General features: G+C 56.5%; 18 protein-coding genes and 1 pseudogene. 7 read left to right on the top strand and 12 right to left on the bottom strand.

Going from position 1 to position 16571, the window contains the following annotated elements; all coding sequences use genetic code 11:
- The first annotated feature begins 758 nt into the window (after nt 1-758).
- The 3 genes from PHP98_09500 (at nt 759) to PHP98_09490 (ending at nt 2570) form a co-directional block, all read left to right on the top strand.
- The gene (locus PHP98_09500; GenBank protein MDD5483868.1) at nt 759-1028 is read left to right on the top strand and encodes a macro domain-containing protein; all 270 of its coding nucleotides are present in this window, start codon (nt 759-761) and stop codon (nt 1026-1028) included.
- A 46-nt stretch (nt 1029-1074) separates the two neighbouring features.
- Nucleotides 1075-1245, top strand: coding sequence for a hypothetical protein (locus tag PHP98_09495; GenBank protein MDD5483867.1), 171 nt, complete (start codon nt 1075-1077; stop codon nt 1243-1245).
- Between the two features lie 233 nt (nt 1246-1478).
- Nucleotides 1479-2570, top strand: a complete 1092-nt coding sequence (locus tag PHP98_09490; GenBank protein MDD5483866.1) for a DHHA1 domain-containing protein — start codon at nt 1479-1481, stop codon at nt 2568-2570.
- An 80-nt stretch (nt 2571-2650) separates the two neighbouring features.
- Here the strand turns inward: PHP98_09490 and PHP98_09485 are convergent, their stop codons facing one another.
- The 3 genes from PHP98_09485 to PHP98_09475 are packed head-to-tail and all read right to left on the bottom strand — an operon-like array spanning nt 2651 to nt 4449.
- Nucleotides 2651-3373 carry a TonB family protein gene (locus PHP98_09485; GenBank protein MDD5483865.1) on the bottom strand — a complete coding sequence of 241 codons (723 nt, stop codon included), beginning with the start codon at nt 3371-3373 and terminating at the stop codon, nt 2651-2653.
- 6 nt (nt 3374-3379) lie between these two features.
- A complete protein-coding gene (locus PHP98_09480) occupies nt 3380-3790 on the bottom strand; it encodes a biopolymer transporter ExbD (GenBank protein MDD5483864.1) in 411 nt (136 codons plus the stop codon).
- Nucleotides 3791-3822: 32 nt separating this feature from the next.
- Nucleotides 3823-4449: a MotA/TolQ/ExbB proton channel family protein gene (locus PHP98_09475; GenBank protein ID MDD5483863.1), complete on the bottom strand. Its 627-nt coding sequence runs from the start codon at nt 4447-4449 to the stop codon at nt 3823-3825.
- A 177-nt stretch (nt 4450-4626) separates the two neighbouring features.
- On the opposite strand from PHP98_09475, the gene fusA reads away from it, so the two are divergent.
- Nucleotides 4627-6723, top strand: a complete 2097-nt coding sequence (gene fusA / locus PHP98_09470) for an elongation factor G (GenBank protein ID MDD5483862.1) — start codon at nt 4627-4629, stop codon at nt 6721-6723.
- Nucleotides 6724-6744: 21 nt separating this feature from the next.
- Here fusA and PHP98_09465 read toward each other — a convergent pair whose 3' ends face one another.
- From PHP98_09465 to PHP98_09445, 5 genes are all read right to left on the bottom strand, one after another.
- Complete coding sequence (locus PHP98_09465) at nt 6745-7698, bottom strand: class A beta-lactamase-related serine hydrolase (GenBank protein ID MDD5483861.1); 954 nt, start codon at nt 7696-7698, stop codon at nt 6745-6747.
- A 2-nt stretch (nt 7699-7700) separates the two neighbouring features.
- On the bottom strand, nt 7701-8444 hold the full coding sequence (cobS, locus tag PHP98_09460; GenBank protein MDD5483860.1) for an adenosylcobinamide-GDP ribazoletransferase: 744 nt from the start codon (nt 8442-8444) through the stop codon (nt 7701-7703).
- A gap of 226 nt (nt 8445-8670) precedes the next feature.
- On the bottom strand, nt 8671-9738 hold the full coding sequence (gene cobT, locus PHP98_09455) for a nicotinate-nucleotide--dimethylbenzimidazole phosphoribosyltransferase (protein MDD5483859.1): 1068 nt from the start codon (nt 9736-9738) through the stop codon (nt 8671-8673).
- A complete protein-coding gene (gene cobU / locus PHP98_09450) occupies nt 9728-10291 on the bottom strand; it encodes a bifunctional adenosylcobinamide kinase/adenosylcobinamide-phosphate guanylyltransferase (protein ID MDD5483858.1) in 564 nt (187 codons plus the stop codon). Before cobU ends, cobT begins: the two co-directional genes overlap by 11 nt.
- Before the next feature lie 7 nt (nt 10292-10298).
- Complete coding sequence (locus tag PHP98_09445) at nt 10299-10850, bottom strand: hypothetical protein (protein ID MDD5483857.1); 552 nt, start codon at nt 10848-10850, stop codon at nt 10299-10301.
- 351 nt (nt 10851-11201) lie between these two features.
- On the opposite strand from PHP98_09445, the gene PHP98_09440 reads away from it, so the two are divergent.
- The gene (locus tag PHP98_09440) at nt 11202-12281 is read left to right on the top strand and encodes a sugar kinase (GenBank protein MDD5483856.1); all 1080 of its coding nucleotides are present in this window, start codon (nt 11202-11204) and stop codon (nt 12279-12281) included.
- A 10-nt stretch (nt 12282-12291) separates the two neighbouring features.
- On the opposite strand, the gene PHP98_09435 is transcribed toward PHP98_09440, so the two are convergent.
- The 3 genes from PHP98_09435 to rpmI form a co-directional block, all read right to left on the bottom strand.
- Complete coding sequence (locus PHP98_09435; GenBank protein MDD5483855.1) at nt 12292-13686, bottom strand: radical SAM protein; 1395 nt, start codon at nt 13684-13686, stop codon at nt 12292-12294.
- Between the two features lie 114 nt (nt 13687-13800).
- Complete coding sequence (rplT, locus tag PHP98_09430; GenBank protein MDD5483854.1) at nt 13801-14157, bottom strand: 50S ribosomal protein L20; 357 nt, start codon at nt 14155-14157, stop codon at nt 13801-13803.
- 18 nt (nt 14158-14175) lie between these two features.
- Nucleotides 14176-14364: a 50S ribosomal protein L35 gene (gene rpmI / locus PHP98_09425; protein ID MDD5483853.1), complete on the bottom strand. Its 189-nt coding sequence runs from the start codon at nt 14362-14364 to the stop codon at nt 14176-14178.
- Between the two features lie 476 nt (nt 14365-14840).
- Between rpmI and PHP98_09420 the strand changes: the two genes are divergently transcribed.
- Complete coding sequence (locus tag PHP98_09420) at nt 14841-15335, top strand: sugar-binding protein (GenBank protein ID MDD5483852.1); 495 nt, start codon at nt 14841-14843, stop codon at nt 15333-15335.
- On the opposite strand, the gene PHP98_09415 is transcribed toward PHP98_09420, so the two are convergent.
- The gene (locus PHP98_09415) at nt 15330-16367 is read right to left on the bottom strand and encodes a transposase (GenBank protein ID MDD5483851.1); all 1038 of its coding nucleotides are present in this window, start codon (nt 16365-16367) and stop codon (nt 15330-15332) included. The genes PHP98_09420 and PHP98_09415 overlap by 6 nt on opposite strands.
- Before the next feature lie 72 nt (nt 16368-16439).
- Here PHP98_09415 and PHP98_09410 point away from each other — a divergent pair.
- A pseudogene (locus PHP98_09410) lies at nt 16440-16571 on the top strand (gfo/Idh/MocA family oxidoreductase).

The raw sequence follows: 16571 nt of genomic DNA, 5'->3' as shown, positions 1-16571 counted from the left end.
ATGGTCTTGTCCCGCCTTCCGGGCCTGCCCGTAGCGGGCAAAGCCTTCCAAATCTTGCTTCTGTTGCCCTCTAAACCGCACTCCTCTCGCCTTTTATCACTCTCCGGCTTTCTTGACGCGGCCCTGACACCAGAGGAAACGCCGGCAATTTTAAACCATGGCTTGACGTGTCAATCAACTCATACCAGAGGAAACGCCGGTAAATGTCAATGGCGGTCGGAATAAAACGGGGATGACAGAGACAGAGCAATAATAAATAGGAGTATTCCTTCTCTCTTGCCAAAGTCTCAAATTTATGGTCAATAAATTCTAAATATTAATGATAAAGGAATCCGGATTCCACCCGCCGTTTTTTTACCACGCGCACTTTATTTTGTTTCTTTGTCTTTACGCAGGACTGAGTCCGGCGAATTCCGGACGAAGCCCTTGCAGTAAGAATAATTTTGCGCAAAAATGGCTTATTGGATTAAGAGCTGAGTAATATATACCGTGTAATATTTACTTGCATGGTTTATATGGAGGACTCATGGAAGCGCCGGTATTCAAGCGTCTGTTATCACCGCCGGTTGGCCGGCATTCTTTTTTCCTCTTCGGCCCGAGACAAACCGGCAAGACCACCTTGATTGAAGGCCTGTTGGATGCGCGCACGACGGGCTGGGAAGTTTTCGCGGAGATTATCCCCAAAGCGAATAATGCGCGAAAATCGTGCAATATTCGGGCATGAAAACGGATCATTCCATCGGCGATGAGAAGACGATTTGCCGGCAAGTTGTTACCGGAACTGTTTTTCGCTTGCAATCCGCCGGCGGATAAGCACAATGTCCTTTCCGTCAATAAGCGCCGGAGCCTACCGGTTTCCGGTTGAGCGCGCGGCGCGCATTGCTCTGGCCGAGATTTTGAGCGCTTTGCGCCTTAACGCGGATTTGCAAAAGGTCGTTATTGTCTGTTTTGACCGCCGGACTTATGACTGTTATGAGCGGGCGCTGGCGGAAACGATGAAGCGAGGCGGCCATGGGCGAAGGCAGTAAGAAAAAAAGTTCGGGTGGTTCGGGAGGCTCTAACATGAATAAAAAAATGATATTTGCTCTGGTTCTTTTCGCATTAACCGTGGTCGTACTGCTATTCAGCGGTTTAACCCCCCGCGTCAGCATAGATCTTATCGTTACCTCGTTTTCGGTCTACAAATCAGTGGCTTTCCTCGGATTTACTCTGATGGGAGTCATTATCGGCCTCCTGCTTAAATAATTTCTGATATGGGAGCGTCCGGGTCTGGCGCTTAGCCGGCCGGTCTTCGGAACCGCCGTGTCCGGTCATCTTCAAGATTCAGCCTGTTTGCCCGGATGTTGAATGGATTTCCGGTAACCATTAAGCCATCTGCAGAAGAGTTGACAGGATAAAAAAGTATCCTGTAATCCTGTCGATTCTTTTCTGCGGATTGCTAAATAGATACGGTTTCCGCCGCCGGCGGACGAAACACATTGAAACGATTGCTTATGGATGAAACGGTCAATACTGAAATTGAACAGACGCTGAAGGCGCTGGCCGGGGTTCTGCCCTCCAAGGGCCGGGTATTGATCATCCCGCATGATTATCCCGACCCGGACGCCCTCGCTTCGGCGGCCGCCCTGCAGCTGCTTCTGGCGAAACATTATCATCTTCACGGCCAGATTATTTTCAGCGGCATTGTTTCGCGCGCTGAAAACCGGGAGGTTGTCCGGCATTGCAAGTACAGATTTATACCCCTGCAGCAGTGGCATCCCGGCAAAAAGAAATGCCCGGCAATATTTGTTGACACAACTCCCTGGCACGGCAACGTAACCATGCCCGCGGGCATTAATCCGATTGCCGTGTTTGACCACCACCATCACGGCAAATATACGGCGCCGGCCGGCATGTTCATTGACATCAAGCCGGCCTTTGGCGCAACGAGCACCCGTTTCTGGGAATGTCTGCGGGCGGCAAATATTCCCATCCCCAAGTGGCTGGCCGCCATCATGGCTTACGCCATCACCACCGAAACTTTTGATTTTATCCGCCACGTTTCGGAACGGGATATCACGGCCTACACCGCCCTTCTCAACCAATGCAGCGTAAGAACTCTGGGACAGATTAAAAACGCGCCCCTTTCGCGCACTTATTACGGCTACCTCGCCGAGGCCGTGTCCAACGCGCAGACTTACGGGCGAGCGGCCTGGACCCATCTGGCGAGCGTGAAACAGCCGGAAATTGTCGCTGAAATAGCCGACCTGTTATTGCGCATGGAACGGATTACGCGGGCCTTCTGCACCGGCTTTACCGACGACCGCCTGGTCGTTTCCGTCCGCAGCAAGACGGCCGGCCTGCATTGCGGCCGTCTGCTGCGCTCCGTGATTGGCAAAAAAAACGGATCGGCGGGCGGGCACGAACAGGCGGCGGCCGGTTTTATGGACATTTCTTCCCTGCCCGCAACGGAACGCATTCAGTTGCGGGATGCGCTTGAGGCTAAAATGCTGGCCAGGCTGGAAGGCCGGATCAGCGCCACCGCCCGGCCTTTGCTTCTGGCGGAAGACCAGGCCGCCCGCTCCGTTTGAAAGCGCGTTTCTCCCCTCCTACGGCAGGAATTCCATGAGCCAGATGGAGCGAAAACCCCTGCGGCAAGCCGCAGGGGTTTTCACTCGCCGGCCTGAACGGGCGTATCCGCCAACTCAAAATCAATGAAAATATCCTCGTGCGCGCCGCCGAAGCCAGCCGGAAGTTCCGGCATGACATTGACGGATTCCAGCGCCTGCATGACCGATTCATCCATCTGCCGGTTGCCGGAGGGCCGCACGATTCTTTTGGCGGCGACCCGGCCGCCGCGCTGGATGCGGATTTCCGCCCTGGTTACGAGGCCTTTCACTCCGATGAGCGAACTGGGCTGCTGCCAGGCCGCATACATGATGTTATAAACCTGTTTGTAATACCAGGCATAAGGATGTTGAATCCCGCCGGCGCCGGTTCCCGTTCCGGGGCCGGCTCCGGCCGGGGACGTTACGGCGGAGTCAATGCCGGCGCTTAATGCTCTTTTCAGTTCGTTTTCAGACATTTTTTTCGCCGGAGCGGTTTTTACCGGACGTCTGACGAGCTTCCGGCTTACCTCCACCTGTCCCTTTTTTTTCCGGGCCGGCTCGGGAAAAGCGTCGTCATCCCGGACGTTTGCCGCCGCGGCCACCGTCGGCGCTCCCCCGCCTCCGGCCGGGGAGGAGACAGCGCCCACCTGCAGATCAATAAAAGGGGAAATATTGCGGGCGTCAAGCCGGTGGCATGAGATAAAGGAACGGATAACGAGGAAAATCAGCAGCGCCAGATGAACCGCAATACTGATGACGCCCTTTTTTTTCAATTCCCCGTTCATCAGAACTCATTTTTTCTTTTCCTGTCCGTGAGCGGCCGGCAGGTCATGTTTGACGTTTATGCCCAGCTTGGAGACGCCGGTTTTTTTTACGGCGTCCATCACGGTTACCACATGCTGGAATTTAACGTCCCGGTCGGCTTCAATCATGACCGGTTGATTCTGCGGGTCGGGCAGGCGCGCGCGCAGGCGGCTTTCCAGCGCTTCTTCGGAGACGGCCTGCCCGTCCACGTAAATCGTTCCGCCGGCGTCAAGCTGGATCTGGAGAATTTCCTCGGGGCGCGGCGCCGTTTCCTTTAATCCGGCCTTCGGCAGGTTGATTCTTATCTGGGATTTAATCAGGAAAGGAGTCATGACCATGAAGATGATCAGGAGCACGAGGGCCACATCAATCAGGGGGATCATATTGATATCCGCCATGATGCGGTATTTTCCGTTCTTGGGGGCGATGGTCACGGCGTATTACCCGTCCTTTGCAGTTCCTCAATAATTTCGTACGCGGCCAGGTCAATTTCCTGCGTCATCCGCTGAATCTTGTGCACGCAGTAATTGTAAAACATGACTGCCGGGATGGCCACCAGCAGGCCGAAGGCAGTGGCGATCAGCGCTTCCGCTATTCCGGCCGATACGACTTCCGGGCCGCCGCCGGAGTGAATGGCGATATCCTGGAAAGACTTGATGATGCCCAGCACCGTGCCGAGCAGTCCGATAAACGGGGCGGTGCTGCCGACTGTGCCCAGAATCGGCACATAAGTTTCCAGCCGGTTTATTTCCGCCTGCAGGGCGTGCTGGCCGGCGCGTTCCATCGCCTCCCGGCCGCCGCCGCGCATGATGACCGCCGCCATGACGTTGGCTGCGGGCTGTGAAAAACGGCGGCAATATTCCAGCGCCGCCGGCAGGCCGTGCGACCTGGTTATTTTCAGAAGATTGGCGGCCAGGGCCGCCGCGTTCAGTCTCGCCCGGCGTAAAACGGAAAAACGGTCCAAAATGATCGTCAGGGAAATGACGGACATGATTGCCAGCACGCTGATAATCGGCCAGCTGTTCAAGAGCATTTCGCGAAACGTGAATCCACCCATGTCAAACTCCGTAAAGATTATTTGTTTACAAACCTCAAATTGCAGACATTACATGATATCATCCCCGCCCGTCAATCCGGTTTGTTGGCCGGGCCGGCAAAAAAAATATGAAAAAAATCTTGCGGGGAGGGGCGGTTATTGTCATATTCATCCGCTTTTGAAAAGAAAGAAGGGAAAATGAAACGCCACATTGAAATCACGCGCGTGCGCAACGTCGGCATTATGGCGCACATTGACGCCGGCAAAACGACGGTCAGCGAGCGGCTCCTCTTTTACTGCGGCAAAACGCACAAGGTCGGCGAGGTGCACGAAGGCATGGCCACCATGGACTGGATGGACCAGGAACGCGAGCGCGGCATCACCATCGCCTCGGCGGCCACCACCCTGCCCTGGAAGGGACATGATATAACCCTCATTGACACTCCCGGCCACGTTGATTTCACCGCCGAGGTTGAGCGCAGCCTGCGCGTGCTGGACGGCGCCGTGGCTCTTTTTTGCGCGGTCGGCGGCGTCCAGCCGCAGTCCGAACAGGTCTGGAAACAGAGCGAGAAATACGGCGTTCCCAAAATCGCCTTCGTGAACAAAATGGACCGGACCGGCGCCGATTTTTTCAAGGTCCTCAAAAAAATCCAGGAGGAGCTCGGCGCCAACGCCGTGCCGGTGGTGGTGCCGATCGGCAAGGAGGAGCATTTTGAGGGAGTCATTGATCTCATCGCAATGAAGGCGGTTTATTACGCTGATGAAGACCTGGGCCGGACTTTTCATGAAACCGATATTCCTTCCGACAAACTGGCCAAGGCGCGCAAATGGCGCGCAAACCTGGTGGAAAAATGCGCCGAGCAGTGCGATGTTCTCCTGGAAAAATTCCTCGCCGGCCAGGATTTATCCGAAGCCGAGATTCTCTCAATCATCCGCAAGGCCACAATCGCCCGCCGCGTGGTGCCGGTCTATTGCGGGTCCGCTTTTAAAAACAAGGGTATCCAGCGCCTGTTGGACGGCATAGTTCGTTTCCTGCCCTCGCCTGTTGATGATCCGCCGGTGGAAGGCTTCCGCGACGCCTCAAAGCAGACCGTTTGCAAGCGTCTGCCCCAGGACGACGAAAAATTTTCCGCCGTCGTTTTTAAAATCGTCTCCGACAAGCACGCCGGCAAGCTGACTTATATCAGGATTTATTCCGGGACGATCAAGTCCGGCGCGACCGTCCTGAACAGCACCCAGGATATCAAACAGCGCGTCGGGCGGTTGCTGCGCATTCACGCAAACCGGCAGGAAGGCATTGAATACGCCTTTGCCGGGGACATTGTCGCCGCGGTGGGTATCGGCGAGGCGCGCACCGGCGACACTCTCTGCGACGAAAACGACCCGATCATCCTTGAGGCCATTGAATTTCCGGCGCCGGTCATGTCGGTCAGCATCCGCACCGAGAGCCGCCTGGAGAGCGAAAAACTCTCCGGGGCGCTCTATCGCCTGGCGGAGGAAGACCCGACTTTCCTGGTGAAGCTTGACCAGGAGACAAAGGAAACGGTCATATCCGGCATGGGCGAACTGCATCTTGAGATCCTGGTTGAAAGGCTGCGGCGCGAATTCGGGGTCGCGGCAACGGTCGGGAAACCGGAGGTGGCTTTCCGCGAAACCGGGACCGTGGTCTCCGAGGGATATTACAAACACGTCAAACAGAGCGGCGGGCGTGGACAGTACGCCCACGTCTGCCTGCGTCTGGAGCCGCTGGATACCGGCGTCGGATTTGAGTTTGTAAACGAAATCCGCAGCGGCCATATTCCGGCGGAGTATATTCCGGCCGTTGAAAAGGGCGTCATCAAGGCCATGCAGAAGGGGCCGTTCGCAAAATTCCCGGTGGTGGATATGCGCGTCACGCTGTTTGACGGCTCGTTTCACGAGGTTGATTCCAACGACCACGCTTTCCAGGAGGCGGGCCGCGCCTGTTTTAACGAGGTGTTTCTGAAATGCCAGCCAGAATTAATTGAACCGGTCATGTCGCTTGAAGTAACCACGCCGGAGGAGTTTGTCGGGCCGATTACAGGCAGCGTCTGCCAGCGGCGCGGCCGCATTGACTCCATGGAAATGCAGGGGACCAACCGCGTCATTACCGGGATGGCGCCATTGAGCGAGATGTTCGGTTATGCGAACGTCATCCGCACCGTCAGCCAGGGCCGCGCATTTTATACCATGCATTTTGAGCGCTACGAGGCCGTGCCGTTTGCGCTGGCCGAGGAAATCGTCAAACAACGCCGCCGGCCGGCGGGGAAAAAATAGGGCCGTCAATCCCGCAAGGGTTCAGTAATGCTGCGCTGTTTCGCGCGCAAACTCGTAGATCTGCCGCGAAAGCTCTTTCATCACGCGCTCCGCTTCCTCCCTCGTGCTGTTTCTGCTCATGATGCAGAGCAGGTAGGGCGCGCCAGGAAGGCAGACAATGCCGCAATCATGGAATTCGCCGCAGCCGGCGTTAAAGCCTACCTTGTTGGCCACCTTGACTTTGCCCGGCAATCCCGCGCGAATCTGGCTGTCGTAACAAGTGTCGGCCATCAGAGCCAGGATTAATTGCGATGACGGCCGGGAGAGATAGCCGGCAAGATAAAGGTCGCGCAGAATATTGGCGTATTCCCTGGGAGAGGCCGGCGGCAGAAAATTGGCGGGCTGGCCGGGCGGCGCCGGCCGGGCGCCCATGGCCAGGAGCGTTTCCTGGAATTCATCGGCCTTGAAAAGGCGGCCGAGCGCGGCGGAGGAGGCATTATCGGAATGCCTGATCAGCCGTTCCAGAAGTTCGCGCACGGTCAAATCATCCCCGGCGCGGTTTAATTCCGGGAAAAGAGTGGCCGTATCCAGGTCCGCCGCGCTCAATTTAACTTTATCGGCCAGACTCAATTCCCGGCGTTCAATTTTTTTCAGGACGGTTGCCGCCACCGCCACCTTGAGAAGGCTCCACTGGTTACAGGGTTCATTCTCGTTGATTCCAAACCGGGCGCCGGAATTCAGGTTTTCAAAATAAACGCCGTAGCGGCCCCGCACGGAAGCGCCGGCCAGATAGTTGATCAGCCGGCTTTTTATTTCTCCGGTTGGCGCCGGCGCCGAACGGCGGGCGAGATGTTTTTCAAGATTATTCCAGGCGACCGCGCGGCCGGGGGGGATATTTTCCCCGGATTGTTCCGGGGGCGCGCCAGGACGGCAGCCCGCCGCCAGCAGGCAAACGCCGCCGATAAAAAAAATTGTCCGGATAATTTTTCGTCTCATTTTTAATTGAGCGTGGAAAACGCCGCCAGCAGGAAATAGAGGAGCAATTCCGTCATTTCGCCCGTGAAACCCAGCAAGTCTCCGGTGGCGCCGCCGAAGGCGCGTTTCATCCAGCGCATGATCAGCAGCCCGGCGATAAGCGCGCCGGCGGCGGCCGGCAAGCCGGCGCTTCCCGCGCACAGCAAGCAGAATAAAACGGCCGTTACGGCGGCAGCCAGGAAATGCTTTCGTTTGGCCCCGTTGAAAAAAGCCGCGGCCTTGCCGCCTTCCGCGCGGGCGTACGGCAGGTATACGGCTATAAAAACCATCGCGGTCCTGGAAAGAATCACCGGCAGGACGATCCAGCGCCAGCAACCAACCGCGCACAGTCTTTCCAAAGCGGCCGCCTTAATAAGAAGCGCCAGGACGATTGCCGCCGCGCCGAAAGCGCCGATGTGCGGATCTTTCATGATTGCCAGCCGCCGTTCCCGTTCCGGAGCGGCGAAACAAGCGTCAATCGTATCGCTCAGACCGTCCAGATGCAACGCGCGCGTCAGCCACACCAGGCCGGCCACGCCGGCCACCGCCGCGCCGGCCGGCCAGTTGAGCTGGCCGCCCAGCAGCCAGGCGGCCGCCGCGACCGCCCCGCCGAGCAGCGCGCCGACCAGGGGGAAAAAATAAAGCGCATCGGCCGGCCGTTCCGTTTCCGGTCCCGGAACCGGCAGAATGGTCAGAGTCCGGATTGCGGTGATAAAGTTTTTTATCATATCCAAAGCGGGTATGCCCGCAACCCAAATAAAAGAAAGATGTTTTCTTGTTTTTCTTCGCCGTTCCGCAAGTTTAAGTTGCAACTAAATCCATGCATAGGAATTTCAAACTTGCCGCAAAAGAGCGCAAAATCGTGGGTAGGAGCCGAACCCCTGTTCGGCGATGCATCTGGTGTTTGGAATCGCCGCATGGGGATGCGGCTCCTACGTCTAAAAATAAAAATTTTTACGCGCCCGGCGCGATGCCGGCTTCGGCAAAAGTCGCCATTTCGTTGTAGACCGCGAGGGCGTCTTCCATGATTTGCATGGCAATCGCCGCGCCGGTCCCTTCGCCCAGCCGCATGTCAAGGCTGATAAGCGGCCGCAATTTTTCCTTTTCAAAAAAAAGGCGGTGCCCTGATTCCGCGCTGAGATGGGCAAAAAAGAGATAATCCCTGACGGCCGGGCAAATCCTGATCGCCGCGAGCGCGCCGGCGCCGGAAATAAATCCGTCCACCGCAACCGGCCGGGAACGGGCCGCCGCGCCGAGGCACAGGCCGCAGATTCCCGCGATTTCAAGGCCGCCGAGCGCGGCCAAAGTTTCCAGCGCGCTGCCGCACCGCTCCCGATTAACAGCCAAAGCGGCCGCGACGATCTCCGCCTTCTTCCGCACGCCCGCTTCATCCAAGCCGGTGCCCGGTCCGACCAGTTTATCCGCCGGCAGGTTGAGATAGGCCGCAAAGAGCGCCGTGGCGGGCGTGGTATTGCCAATGCCCATTTCACCGGTCGCCAGCACGGCAACATCCTGTTCAAACGCAATTTCGGCCCGGTTTATGCCGACGGTTATGGCCTGCAAGGCCTCATGAACTGCCATGGCCGGGCCCCTGGCGATATTGCCCGCTCCGCGGCGGACATTTTGCCGGACGAGGCCGGGCAATTGTCCGGGGTCGCATGCCATGCCAACGTCAATCACCTCAACTTCCGCGCCGGCGCGGCGGCCGAGCACGTTAATGGCCGCTTTTCCGGCAATGAAATTGTGCACCATGGCCAGCGTTACCTCCTGGGGATAAGCGCTGACGCTTTCGCGGACCACGCCGTGGTCGCCGACGAAAATGCAGACGCGGCGTTTGCCCATAGCAGGTTTTTCGCCGCCGATTATAACCGCAAGCCGCGCGGCGATTTCCTCCAGGAAACCCAGACTGCGTTTTGGTTTGGCGAGATTATCAAGCCGCTCGTAAGCGCGGGCGATCAAATCCCCCCGCAATGGCTTGATGTTACGGATGGTTTCTTCAAATAATGACTGATTATTCTGCATATTTGTCTTTATGCCCCTTGAGAATCAGCGGCAATCCGGCCGTCATCAGCACGACCGTATCGGCGGCGGCCGCCAGGTCCTGGTTCAAACGTCCGGCCAGGTCGCGGAATTGCCGGCCGGCCGCGTTGTCCGGCACGATTCCCAAACCGACTTCGTTGCTGACCATGATCAAGCTCTTTTTAGCGGTTTTCAACGCTTTCAGCAATTCCTTTTTCCGCCCGGCAAAAGATTCCAATCCCTCTCTGAAAATCACGTTGTTAAGCCAGAGCGTGAAGCAATCAACGAGGAGCACGTCGCGCGCCGGGCAAAGGCGGGGCGTCTGCCTGATCAGACGGGCTATTTCCAACGGCTCTTCCGCGCAGGCCCAGCGCCGGGAGCGGCTTTTTTTATGCGCCGCGATCCGCGCGGCCATTTCATCATCAAAGGCCTCGGCGGTGGCGATATAGAGCGGCCGGCGCCAGTTTTGTTCGGCAAGTTTCAGGGCGTAACTGCTTTTGCCGCTGCGCGCGCCCCCCAATATCAGTATCCGCGATATTTTTCCGTCTTGAGCCATGGGAAAATCAATAGGCAAAAAACCCCAGGATAATCATCGCCGTTCCCAGGGCGGCGCCTGAAAATCCGATAATGTATCCGGCCGGTCCGCCGGCTCTGGCGCGTTTTACGATCCGGCCGAACAGGTAAGGGCTCCAGATCAGCGCCATGCCCGCCGCCGCCACCAGGTAGGCGAAGGAAGTCATCAGGAGCCGGGCGGAAGAGGGATGCATAAAGGCCGTCTTGAGAATCCAGAACGGGATTAAGAGAAAAAGCCCCCCCAGCGCCCTGACGGAAAGCAGTTCGTCCATGAAAATGACCACGATTGCGAATGCCGCCGGCGCCGCAACGAACACGAGCGGGCGATAAGCTTCAATCCATGAAAAACCTTCCGAGAGCAGGAGATACGCGATGAGGGTAATATCAACGGCGGTCAATGCTATTCCCGGCAGGCGGTTTCTGGGAAACGCCGCCAGCCGGCCGTTGGTTGCCTGCGGGAAACACAGCCACGCCAGGAAAAAAACAAGCAAAACCGACCCGGTTACAACGGCTGAAACGGTTAATGACGATATTTCCGGCATTTTTTTGCTGGCCCGCGCAGCGCGGACGGTCTTGCGCCGTCATATTATGACGGCCTGCAATCATTGTTGTTTGCGCGTCTTCCGCCCCTTGACCGGCGGATGGCAAGAAATAATTCATTTTTGCCGCCGAGACCGCGGAACAGAAACTGTTTGAGACGGCAAAGACTTTGCCATAAAAGAAAAATAAAAACAAGCAAGTCGTTGGGGGTTAATCATGTTGCGGCGCAAACCGGCCGCCGCGCGCCGGAAAGATTGCGGCGCGATCGGGCTTGACGAATTATTTTATCGTTATAATCTACGCAGACAACCGCGCGAAAAGAAAATTGCGTTTCAGAGCATCAGGAGAAAAAAATGAAAATAGAACTCAGGAAAAATTGCGCTTATGCCTTGCTCGTTCCCACCAGCATGGGTGTCCGCATTACGCCTCTGCGCGGCCAGCCCGTGCACAACAGCGAGACGTTTTTTATGCAGGCCACCAGCGCCGAAACCAACGTGGCCAGCGTCTCCGCCTCCCTGGGCCTGCCCGTCAAGGTTCTGACAACCTTTGTCAAGGACAGTCCGATCGCCAGGCTGATCAAGGATAATCTCGCCGGCCGGCACATGGCCTGCGAAGGCAAAGAAGTCAAACAGGGCGGCCCGTGGGGTTATCGCCACCAGTTTAACATCGCCGACAGCGGCTATGGCTCGCGCGGACCGCGCGTGCACAACGACCGCGCCGGAGAGGTCGGCCGCACCCTGAACGTGAATGATTTTGACCTGGAGCGGATTTTCGACGGGGAAGGCGTCCAGATCGTCCATCTCTCCGGCCTGATCGGCGCGCTCTCTCCCGAGACAAGCGTTTTTTGCCTTGAAATTGCCCGGGCCGCCAAAAAACACAACGCCCGCATTTCGTTTGATCTTAATTACCGCGCCTCTTTCTGGAAAAGCCGGGAGGATGAACTGCGCAAAATCTTTTCGGAAATAGCCGGTTTGGCCGATATCCTGGTCGGGAACGAGGAAGACTTCCAGCTTTGCCTCGGCGTGGAAGGACCGGAAGCGGGCGGCAAAGGGCTTGCTTCCAAGATAGAAGGTTTCAAGGGAATGATCGGCAGGGTAAAAAAAGCGTACCCGCAGGCGTCTGTTTTCGCCACCACCCTGCGCGAAGTGCTCAGCGCCAACCGCCACCTCTGGGGCGCCATCATGGCCGAGGGCGACAAATGGCACGTCGTGGAACCGCGTGAAATCACGGTGCTGGATCGGATCGGCGGCGGTGACGGGTTTGTGGGAGGCTTGCTCTATGCCATCCTGAAAGGGTGGGAGCCGGAGAAGTGGGTTCAGTTCGGCTGGGCAAGCGGCGCCCTGGCCACGACCCTGATGACCGATTACGCCTTACCCGCCGACGAGGAGCAGGTCTGGTCCATCTGGGAGGGCAATGCGCGCGTCCGGCGCTGATGCCGTTCCGTCAGACTCCCATGACGTACCGGCGCACGAAATTTTTCAAAGGCGCCAGCGCCCTGACTATCATTTCGCCCAGGGGGGAATAATAAACCCTGTAAAAAAGGGCCTTGCCCGGCGCGCTCTGCCGGTAAACATTGCCGGCAAAATTACGGAAACAGCTTAAAATTTCCTTCCGCGGAAATTGCGGCATATTGAGAACCGTGTCCCGGCGCCCGACAAAACACATTTCCGAATTGTTGCCGTTGATGAATCCTTCTTTCAGGCACACTTCGGCCAGTTTGGTGCCGGGGTACGGCTCAAACACTCCGATAATGACGCTGTCGGGCTGGATGCGCCGGTTCAGATCCACCGTTTCCCGGAAAATGGCCGGCGTTTCATAGGGGAAGCCGACGATGTTGAACGATTTGGTCTTCAAGCCGGCCAGCCGGCAGGCCGCAAAGGCCGCGGTAATCTGTTCGTTGGTCTGCCGCCGGCCGAGGACTTCCCGCCGGAATTGTTCACTGCCGTTCTCAATGCCGATGCTCACGCGGCGGCAGCCGGCTTTTTTCAGGAGTTGGCAGACGCCGTCATTCAGCGTTTCCGGCCGGGCGTTAATGTCAAAGGGAAACGAAAATTCCTGCGGATAACGGCGGCAGAATTCGTCAAAAAACGATTTTTGAGCGGTGAAACAGTCATCGTTGAAATAAAGAATTTTTACCCGGTAACGGCCGGCCACCTGCCGGATTTCCTCAAGCGCGCTTTCAACGGAGCGGAAACGGACGTACCGGCCGGGCTGTTTCCGGCGCAGGACATGGTTGCTGCAGAAGGTGCAGTCATAGGGGCACCCGCGCGAAAACATGAAAAGCGCCGTGTTGAAATCGGAGTCAACGATCTGCTGATAGTCAAAAAGCTCGCGGTCGGGAAAAGGCAGGGCGTCAAGGTTCTCAACAAACGGCCTGGTTTCGCTGCGGATTATTTCCCCGTCTTTTCTTTTGACCCAGAGGTTGCGGATGCCGGACGGGTCGTTGTTTTTTTCAAGAGCCTCCGCCAGCTCCAGCATGGGATATTCGCCTTCGCCGACGCAGACGGCGTCCAAGCCTTTAATTTCCCCCAGGCATTCCGGGGACAGGGTGGCGTGCTGTCCGCCGAGGATAGTGAAAGCCTTGAAGGGCTGCAGATCGCGGAAAAGCCGCCGGACATAATGATACTGGGGAGAGACGGCCGAAAAAGCGATGATATCCGGCTGCCAGGCGGCGATATCATGTTGGAGCGGCCGGGGATCGTATCGTCCGAAGAGGTAATGCAGGCGGGTTTGATGCCCGCGCGTTTTCAGCACGGCGCTGATCATTCCTATTCCGAACTGAAAGCTTCTGGCCCCGCCGCGGATATTGAGGTCGGGATAAACAAAAAGGATTTTCATCGGGGATTTATCCTTTAAGTTTCAAGTTTTTCCGCCTTTGCGGCATCCGGACGTCCCTTCCTGCGCGGCACGGCGGAATTTTTTTCAAGGGGAAAGCGCCCGGGATAAAACTGGTCATCCTCGCGCGGATTTTGCGAGACCGATGATTTCGGCAAACCCCTTCGGATCATGAATGGCGATTTCGGAAAGCATTTTGCGGTTCAGGGAAACTTTTGCCTTTGCCAGGCCCTCCATGAACCGGCTGTAATTGATGCCGTGCGGCCGGCAGGCGGCGTTCAGGCGCGCGATCCACAAACCGCGATAATCTCGTTTTTTGAGTTTGCGGTGGATGGTGGCCAGCGTCATGGCGCGGTCCACGGCCGCGGTTGCCTGGCGGAACAGCTTGCTGCGCGCGCCGGAAAATCCCTTTGCCGAGGCAAGACGGCGTTTTCTTCTCCGGCGCGAAGCAGGGGCGTTGGTGGCTCTGGGCATATCTTTTCCTTTGAGAGATTAAATCAGATGAACGAGCCGTTTTGTCTCGCTGGGGTGCAGGGTTGAGCCGCGGCGCGCGTGGCGCTTGCGTTTAGGCGATTTGGTTGTGAACAGATGTCCGCAGGCGGCGCCCTTGTGTCTGAGCTTTCCGGACGCTGTTTTGCGGAAACGTTTCGCAACCGCTTTTTTGGTCTTCATTTTCGGCATAACGGCCTTGCTCCCCGAAATGTTTTTTCCGATTGATCAATGCAAGAGCGTTTTTTATATGGAATCGGCGGAAATGTCCAGAAGTTTTTCAAAAAAAATCTCCCCCCGCTGTTATCACGCTTTGTAGAACTCCTATTTCAATGTATAGGAATTTCAAACTTGCCGCAAAAGAGCGCAAAATCGGGGGTAGGAGCCGAACCCCTGTTCGGCGATGCATCTGGTGTTTGGAATCGCCGCATGGGGATGCGGCTCCTACGTCTATCAAATACAGTTGCCGCTTTTGGCGGCCATTGGTTGCTCTGCGTTCTCTGCGCCTTTGCGGTTAATTGCACCGCCCGCTGCGCTGGAGACGCGGAGCGCGCCGAGATAAGGAGCGCCACCCCGCTGGCGCGATGATTCGCCTCGGCGGGGCGAGTTTCCTTTGGCAGAAGGCAGAAGGCAGAAGGCGGAAGGCAGAAGAAGAAAGGAAAAACAAAATGGCAACAGCGAAGAAAAACTGTTTTTTGGGCATGAATAATCCAAAATCCAAAACCGCAAATCAAAAATTGGTTGGGCGCAAAGCCCGTGCCGGAATATTCGCGCTGGCGGCGGCGTGTTTGCTCGCGGCCTGGAGCGGGCATGCGGCTGAAATGTTCGTGCCGAAGGCGGCCAAGCCGCCGGTATTGGATGGCAAGATCAGCGATGAGGAATGGAACGGCGCGGGAAAGTCGGGCAAATTCATGATCCTTGGCGATACCGCCAACGCGGCGGAGGAACAAACCGAGGCGTTTGTCATGCGCGATGACAAAAATCTCTACGTCGCGTTCCGTTGTCATGAGTCGCATGTTGACAAAATCAAGGCGGCCGTAAAAGAGAGAAACGGACCGGTATTGGGTGATGACGACGTGGAATTTTTCATGTGTGAGGGAGAAAATCCCGTAAATGGGTGGCATCGGGGACGCGTCTCAACTTATAACATTTGCCGGTTATGAAACTAACGACCCTTTCAGCTTCTCGCGTATCCGAGACAATCCTTTTTCCCGTTCGCAACGATCTTCAAAACGACGTATCGCCCGTCCGACTGCCGCATAGTCCATCCCACCCATCCGCTTGCCTAACTCGTTTAATGTCATACCGGTCGTCTGCCGCGCCAACCATAATATCAGATCGCGCCCCCAGTCGCCATGCCGATCACAAAAGTTTTTAAACTTCTCTCCCTTTTCGCACTCTACTTTCCGGATCACAACATCAAATTCCACTCGTTCCCGATAGGCCCGTTTCCCAGCCATCTCACGCCCCATCTGTCCTGCACGCCGTTTGACTCCCTCCAAAAATGCCGCCGAACCGATCGCCAGTAATCCTTTTGTACGACTCCATCCCGGCTCCATTACCCCCTGCCGGATATATCCCTCGATTCTTTCACGATAAGCACCGCGTGTATCCTTAGCGCCCTTCCCCGCCCTTGCCAACAATCTCCCCGTCTCAAGCCATCCCGCCTTTGTCCCATATCCCGCATACGCGTGATAAGAACTCCACCGATATTCACGCAGTATCCCCAACCAAGTCGCCACCTGCTCCGGTTCCGGCCGCTTCAATATTCCGGACCGCTCAGCCTTTCGCGTCTTTTTCCCCAATCCCAACTCCTTAATCCTGACCGGGTTTAAATGTATATAATCCAGCACCGCCAATGTCCACCCCGGCTCCACCACCTCAGACCGAAAACGTCCTTGAAACAACGGGCCCACCCGCCGGTATTTCCGGTTGTACCACACACTGTACGCCACGTTCAGCCAATGCACGGCTACGCTAAGATTGCCGTTCAATATCTCAATTAACAGATGATAATGGTTCGGCATCAGCACATAGCTGTGGACTATCAACCCGTAACGTTCTCTCATCGTCTCGACCAGCTCCAGCATGTGCTCCCGATCCCGATCCTCTTGATAGATTTCCAACCGCTCCAGTCCACGGCTCATCACATGCGCCCAGCCCTGCTCTATCTTAACTCGTGCTTGTCGGCTCATGTCCTCATCTCACCATACCCCACCTCTTCTTGTCAACTCCTTATTTGTTATATGTTGAGACGCGTCCCCGATTCCCTGAAGCCTATGACCATAGATGAAAAAAAATGCCGGCGCATCATTGACGGCGTCAAGCGCACGGGGCGCAAGGTCAGGGTGAGTTTCAATTACCGTTATTCTCCGCCGCGATCGCAGATCAAGGAAATC

Source organism: Kiritimatiellia bacterium (assembly GCA_028715905.1).
Classification (GTDB): Bacteria; Verrucomicrobiota; Kiritimatiellia; order JAAZAB01; family JAAZAB01; genus JAQUQV01.
Note: the sequence above shows the minus strand (reverse complement) of the source record. Positions and strands in the feature narration are given on the sequence as shown.

What these genes read in the sequence shown, in the direction of transcription:
- fusA (MDD5483862.1), top strand. Translation starts at nt 4,627, where the DNA reads ATGAAACGCCACATTGAAATCACGCGCGTGCGCAACGTCGGCATTATG.
- rpmI (MDD5483853.1), bottom strand. Translation starts at nt 14,364, where the DNA reads ATGCCGAAAATGAAGACCAAAAAAGCGGTTGCGAAACGTTTCCGCAAA.
- PHP98_09420 (MDD5483852.1), top strand. Translation starts at nt 14,841, where the DNA reads ATGGCAACAGCGAAGAAAAACTGTTTTTTGGGCATGAATAATCCAAAA.
- cobS (MDD5483860.1), bottom strand. Translation starts at nt 8,444, where the DNA reads ATGATAAAAAACTTTATCACCGCAATCCGGACTCTGACCATTCTGCCG.
- PHP98_09480 (MDD5483864.1), bottom strand. Translation starts at nt 3,790, where the DNA reads ATGGCGGATATCAATATGATCCCCCTGATTGATGTGGCCCTCGTGCTC.
- PHP98_09435 (MDD5483855.1), bottom strand. Translation starts at nt 13,686, where the DNA reads ATGAAAATCCTTTTTGTTTATCCCGACCTCAATATCCGCGGCGGGGCC.
- PHP98_09485 (MDD5483865.1), bottom strand. Translation starts at nt 3,373, where the DNA reads ATGAACGGGGAATTGAAAAAAAAGGGCGTCATCAGTATTGCGGTTCAT.
- PHP98_09475 (MDD5483863.1), bottom strand. Translation starts at nt 4,449, where the DNA reads ATGGGTGGATTCACGTTTCGCGAAATGCTCTTGAACAGCTGGCCGATT.
- PHP98_09440 (MDD5483856.1), top strand. Translation starts at nt 11,202, where the DNA reads ATGAAAATAGAACTCAGGAAAAATTGCGCTTATGCCTTGCTCGTTCCC.
- PHP98_09415 (MDD5483851.1), bottom strand. Translation starts at nt 16,367, where the DNA reads ATGAGCCGACAAGCACGAGTTAAGATAGAGCAGGGCTGGGCGCATGTG.
- PHP98_09495 (MDD5483867.1), top strand. Translation starts at nt 1,075, where the DNA reads ATGATATTTGCTCTGGTTCTTTTCGCATTAACCGTGGTCGTACTGCTA.
- PHP98_09465 (MDD5483861.1), bottom strand. Translation starts at nt 7,698, where the DNA reads ATGAGACGAAAAATTATCCGGACAATTTTTTTTATCGGCGGCGTTTGC.
- cobU (MDD5483858.1), bottom strand. Translation starts at nt 10,291, where the DNA reads ATGGCTCAAGACGGAAAAATATCGCGGATACTGATATTGGGGGGCGCG.
- PHP98_09445 (MDD5483857.1), bottom strand. Translation starts at nt 10,850, where the DNA reads ATGCCGGAAATATCGTCATTAACCGTTTCAGCCGTTGTAACCGGGTCG.
- rplT (MDD5483854.1), bottom strand. Translation starts at nt 14,157, where the DNA reads ATGCCCAGAGCCACCAACGCCCCTGCTTCGCGCCGGAGAAGAAAACGC.
- cobT (MDD5483859.1), bottom strand. Translation starts at nt 9,738, where the DNA reads ATGCAGAATAATCAGTCATTATTTGAAGAAACCATCCGTAACATCAAG.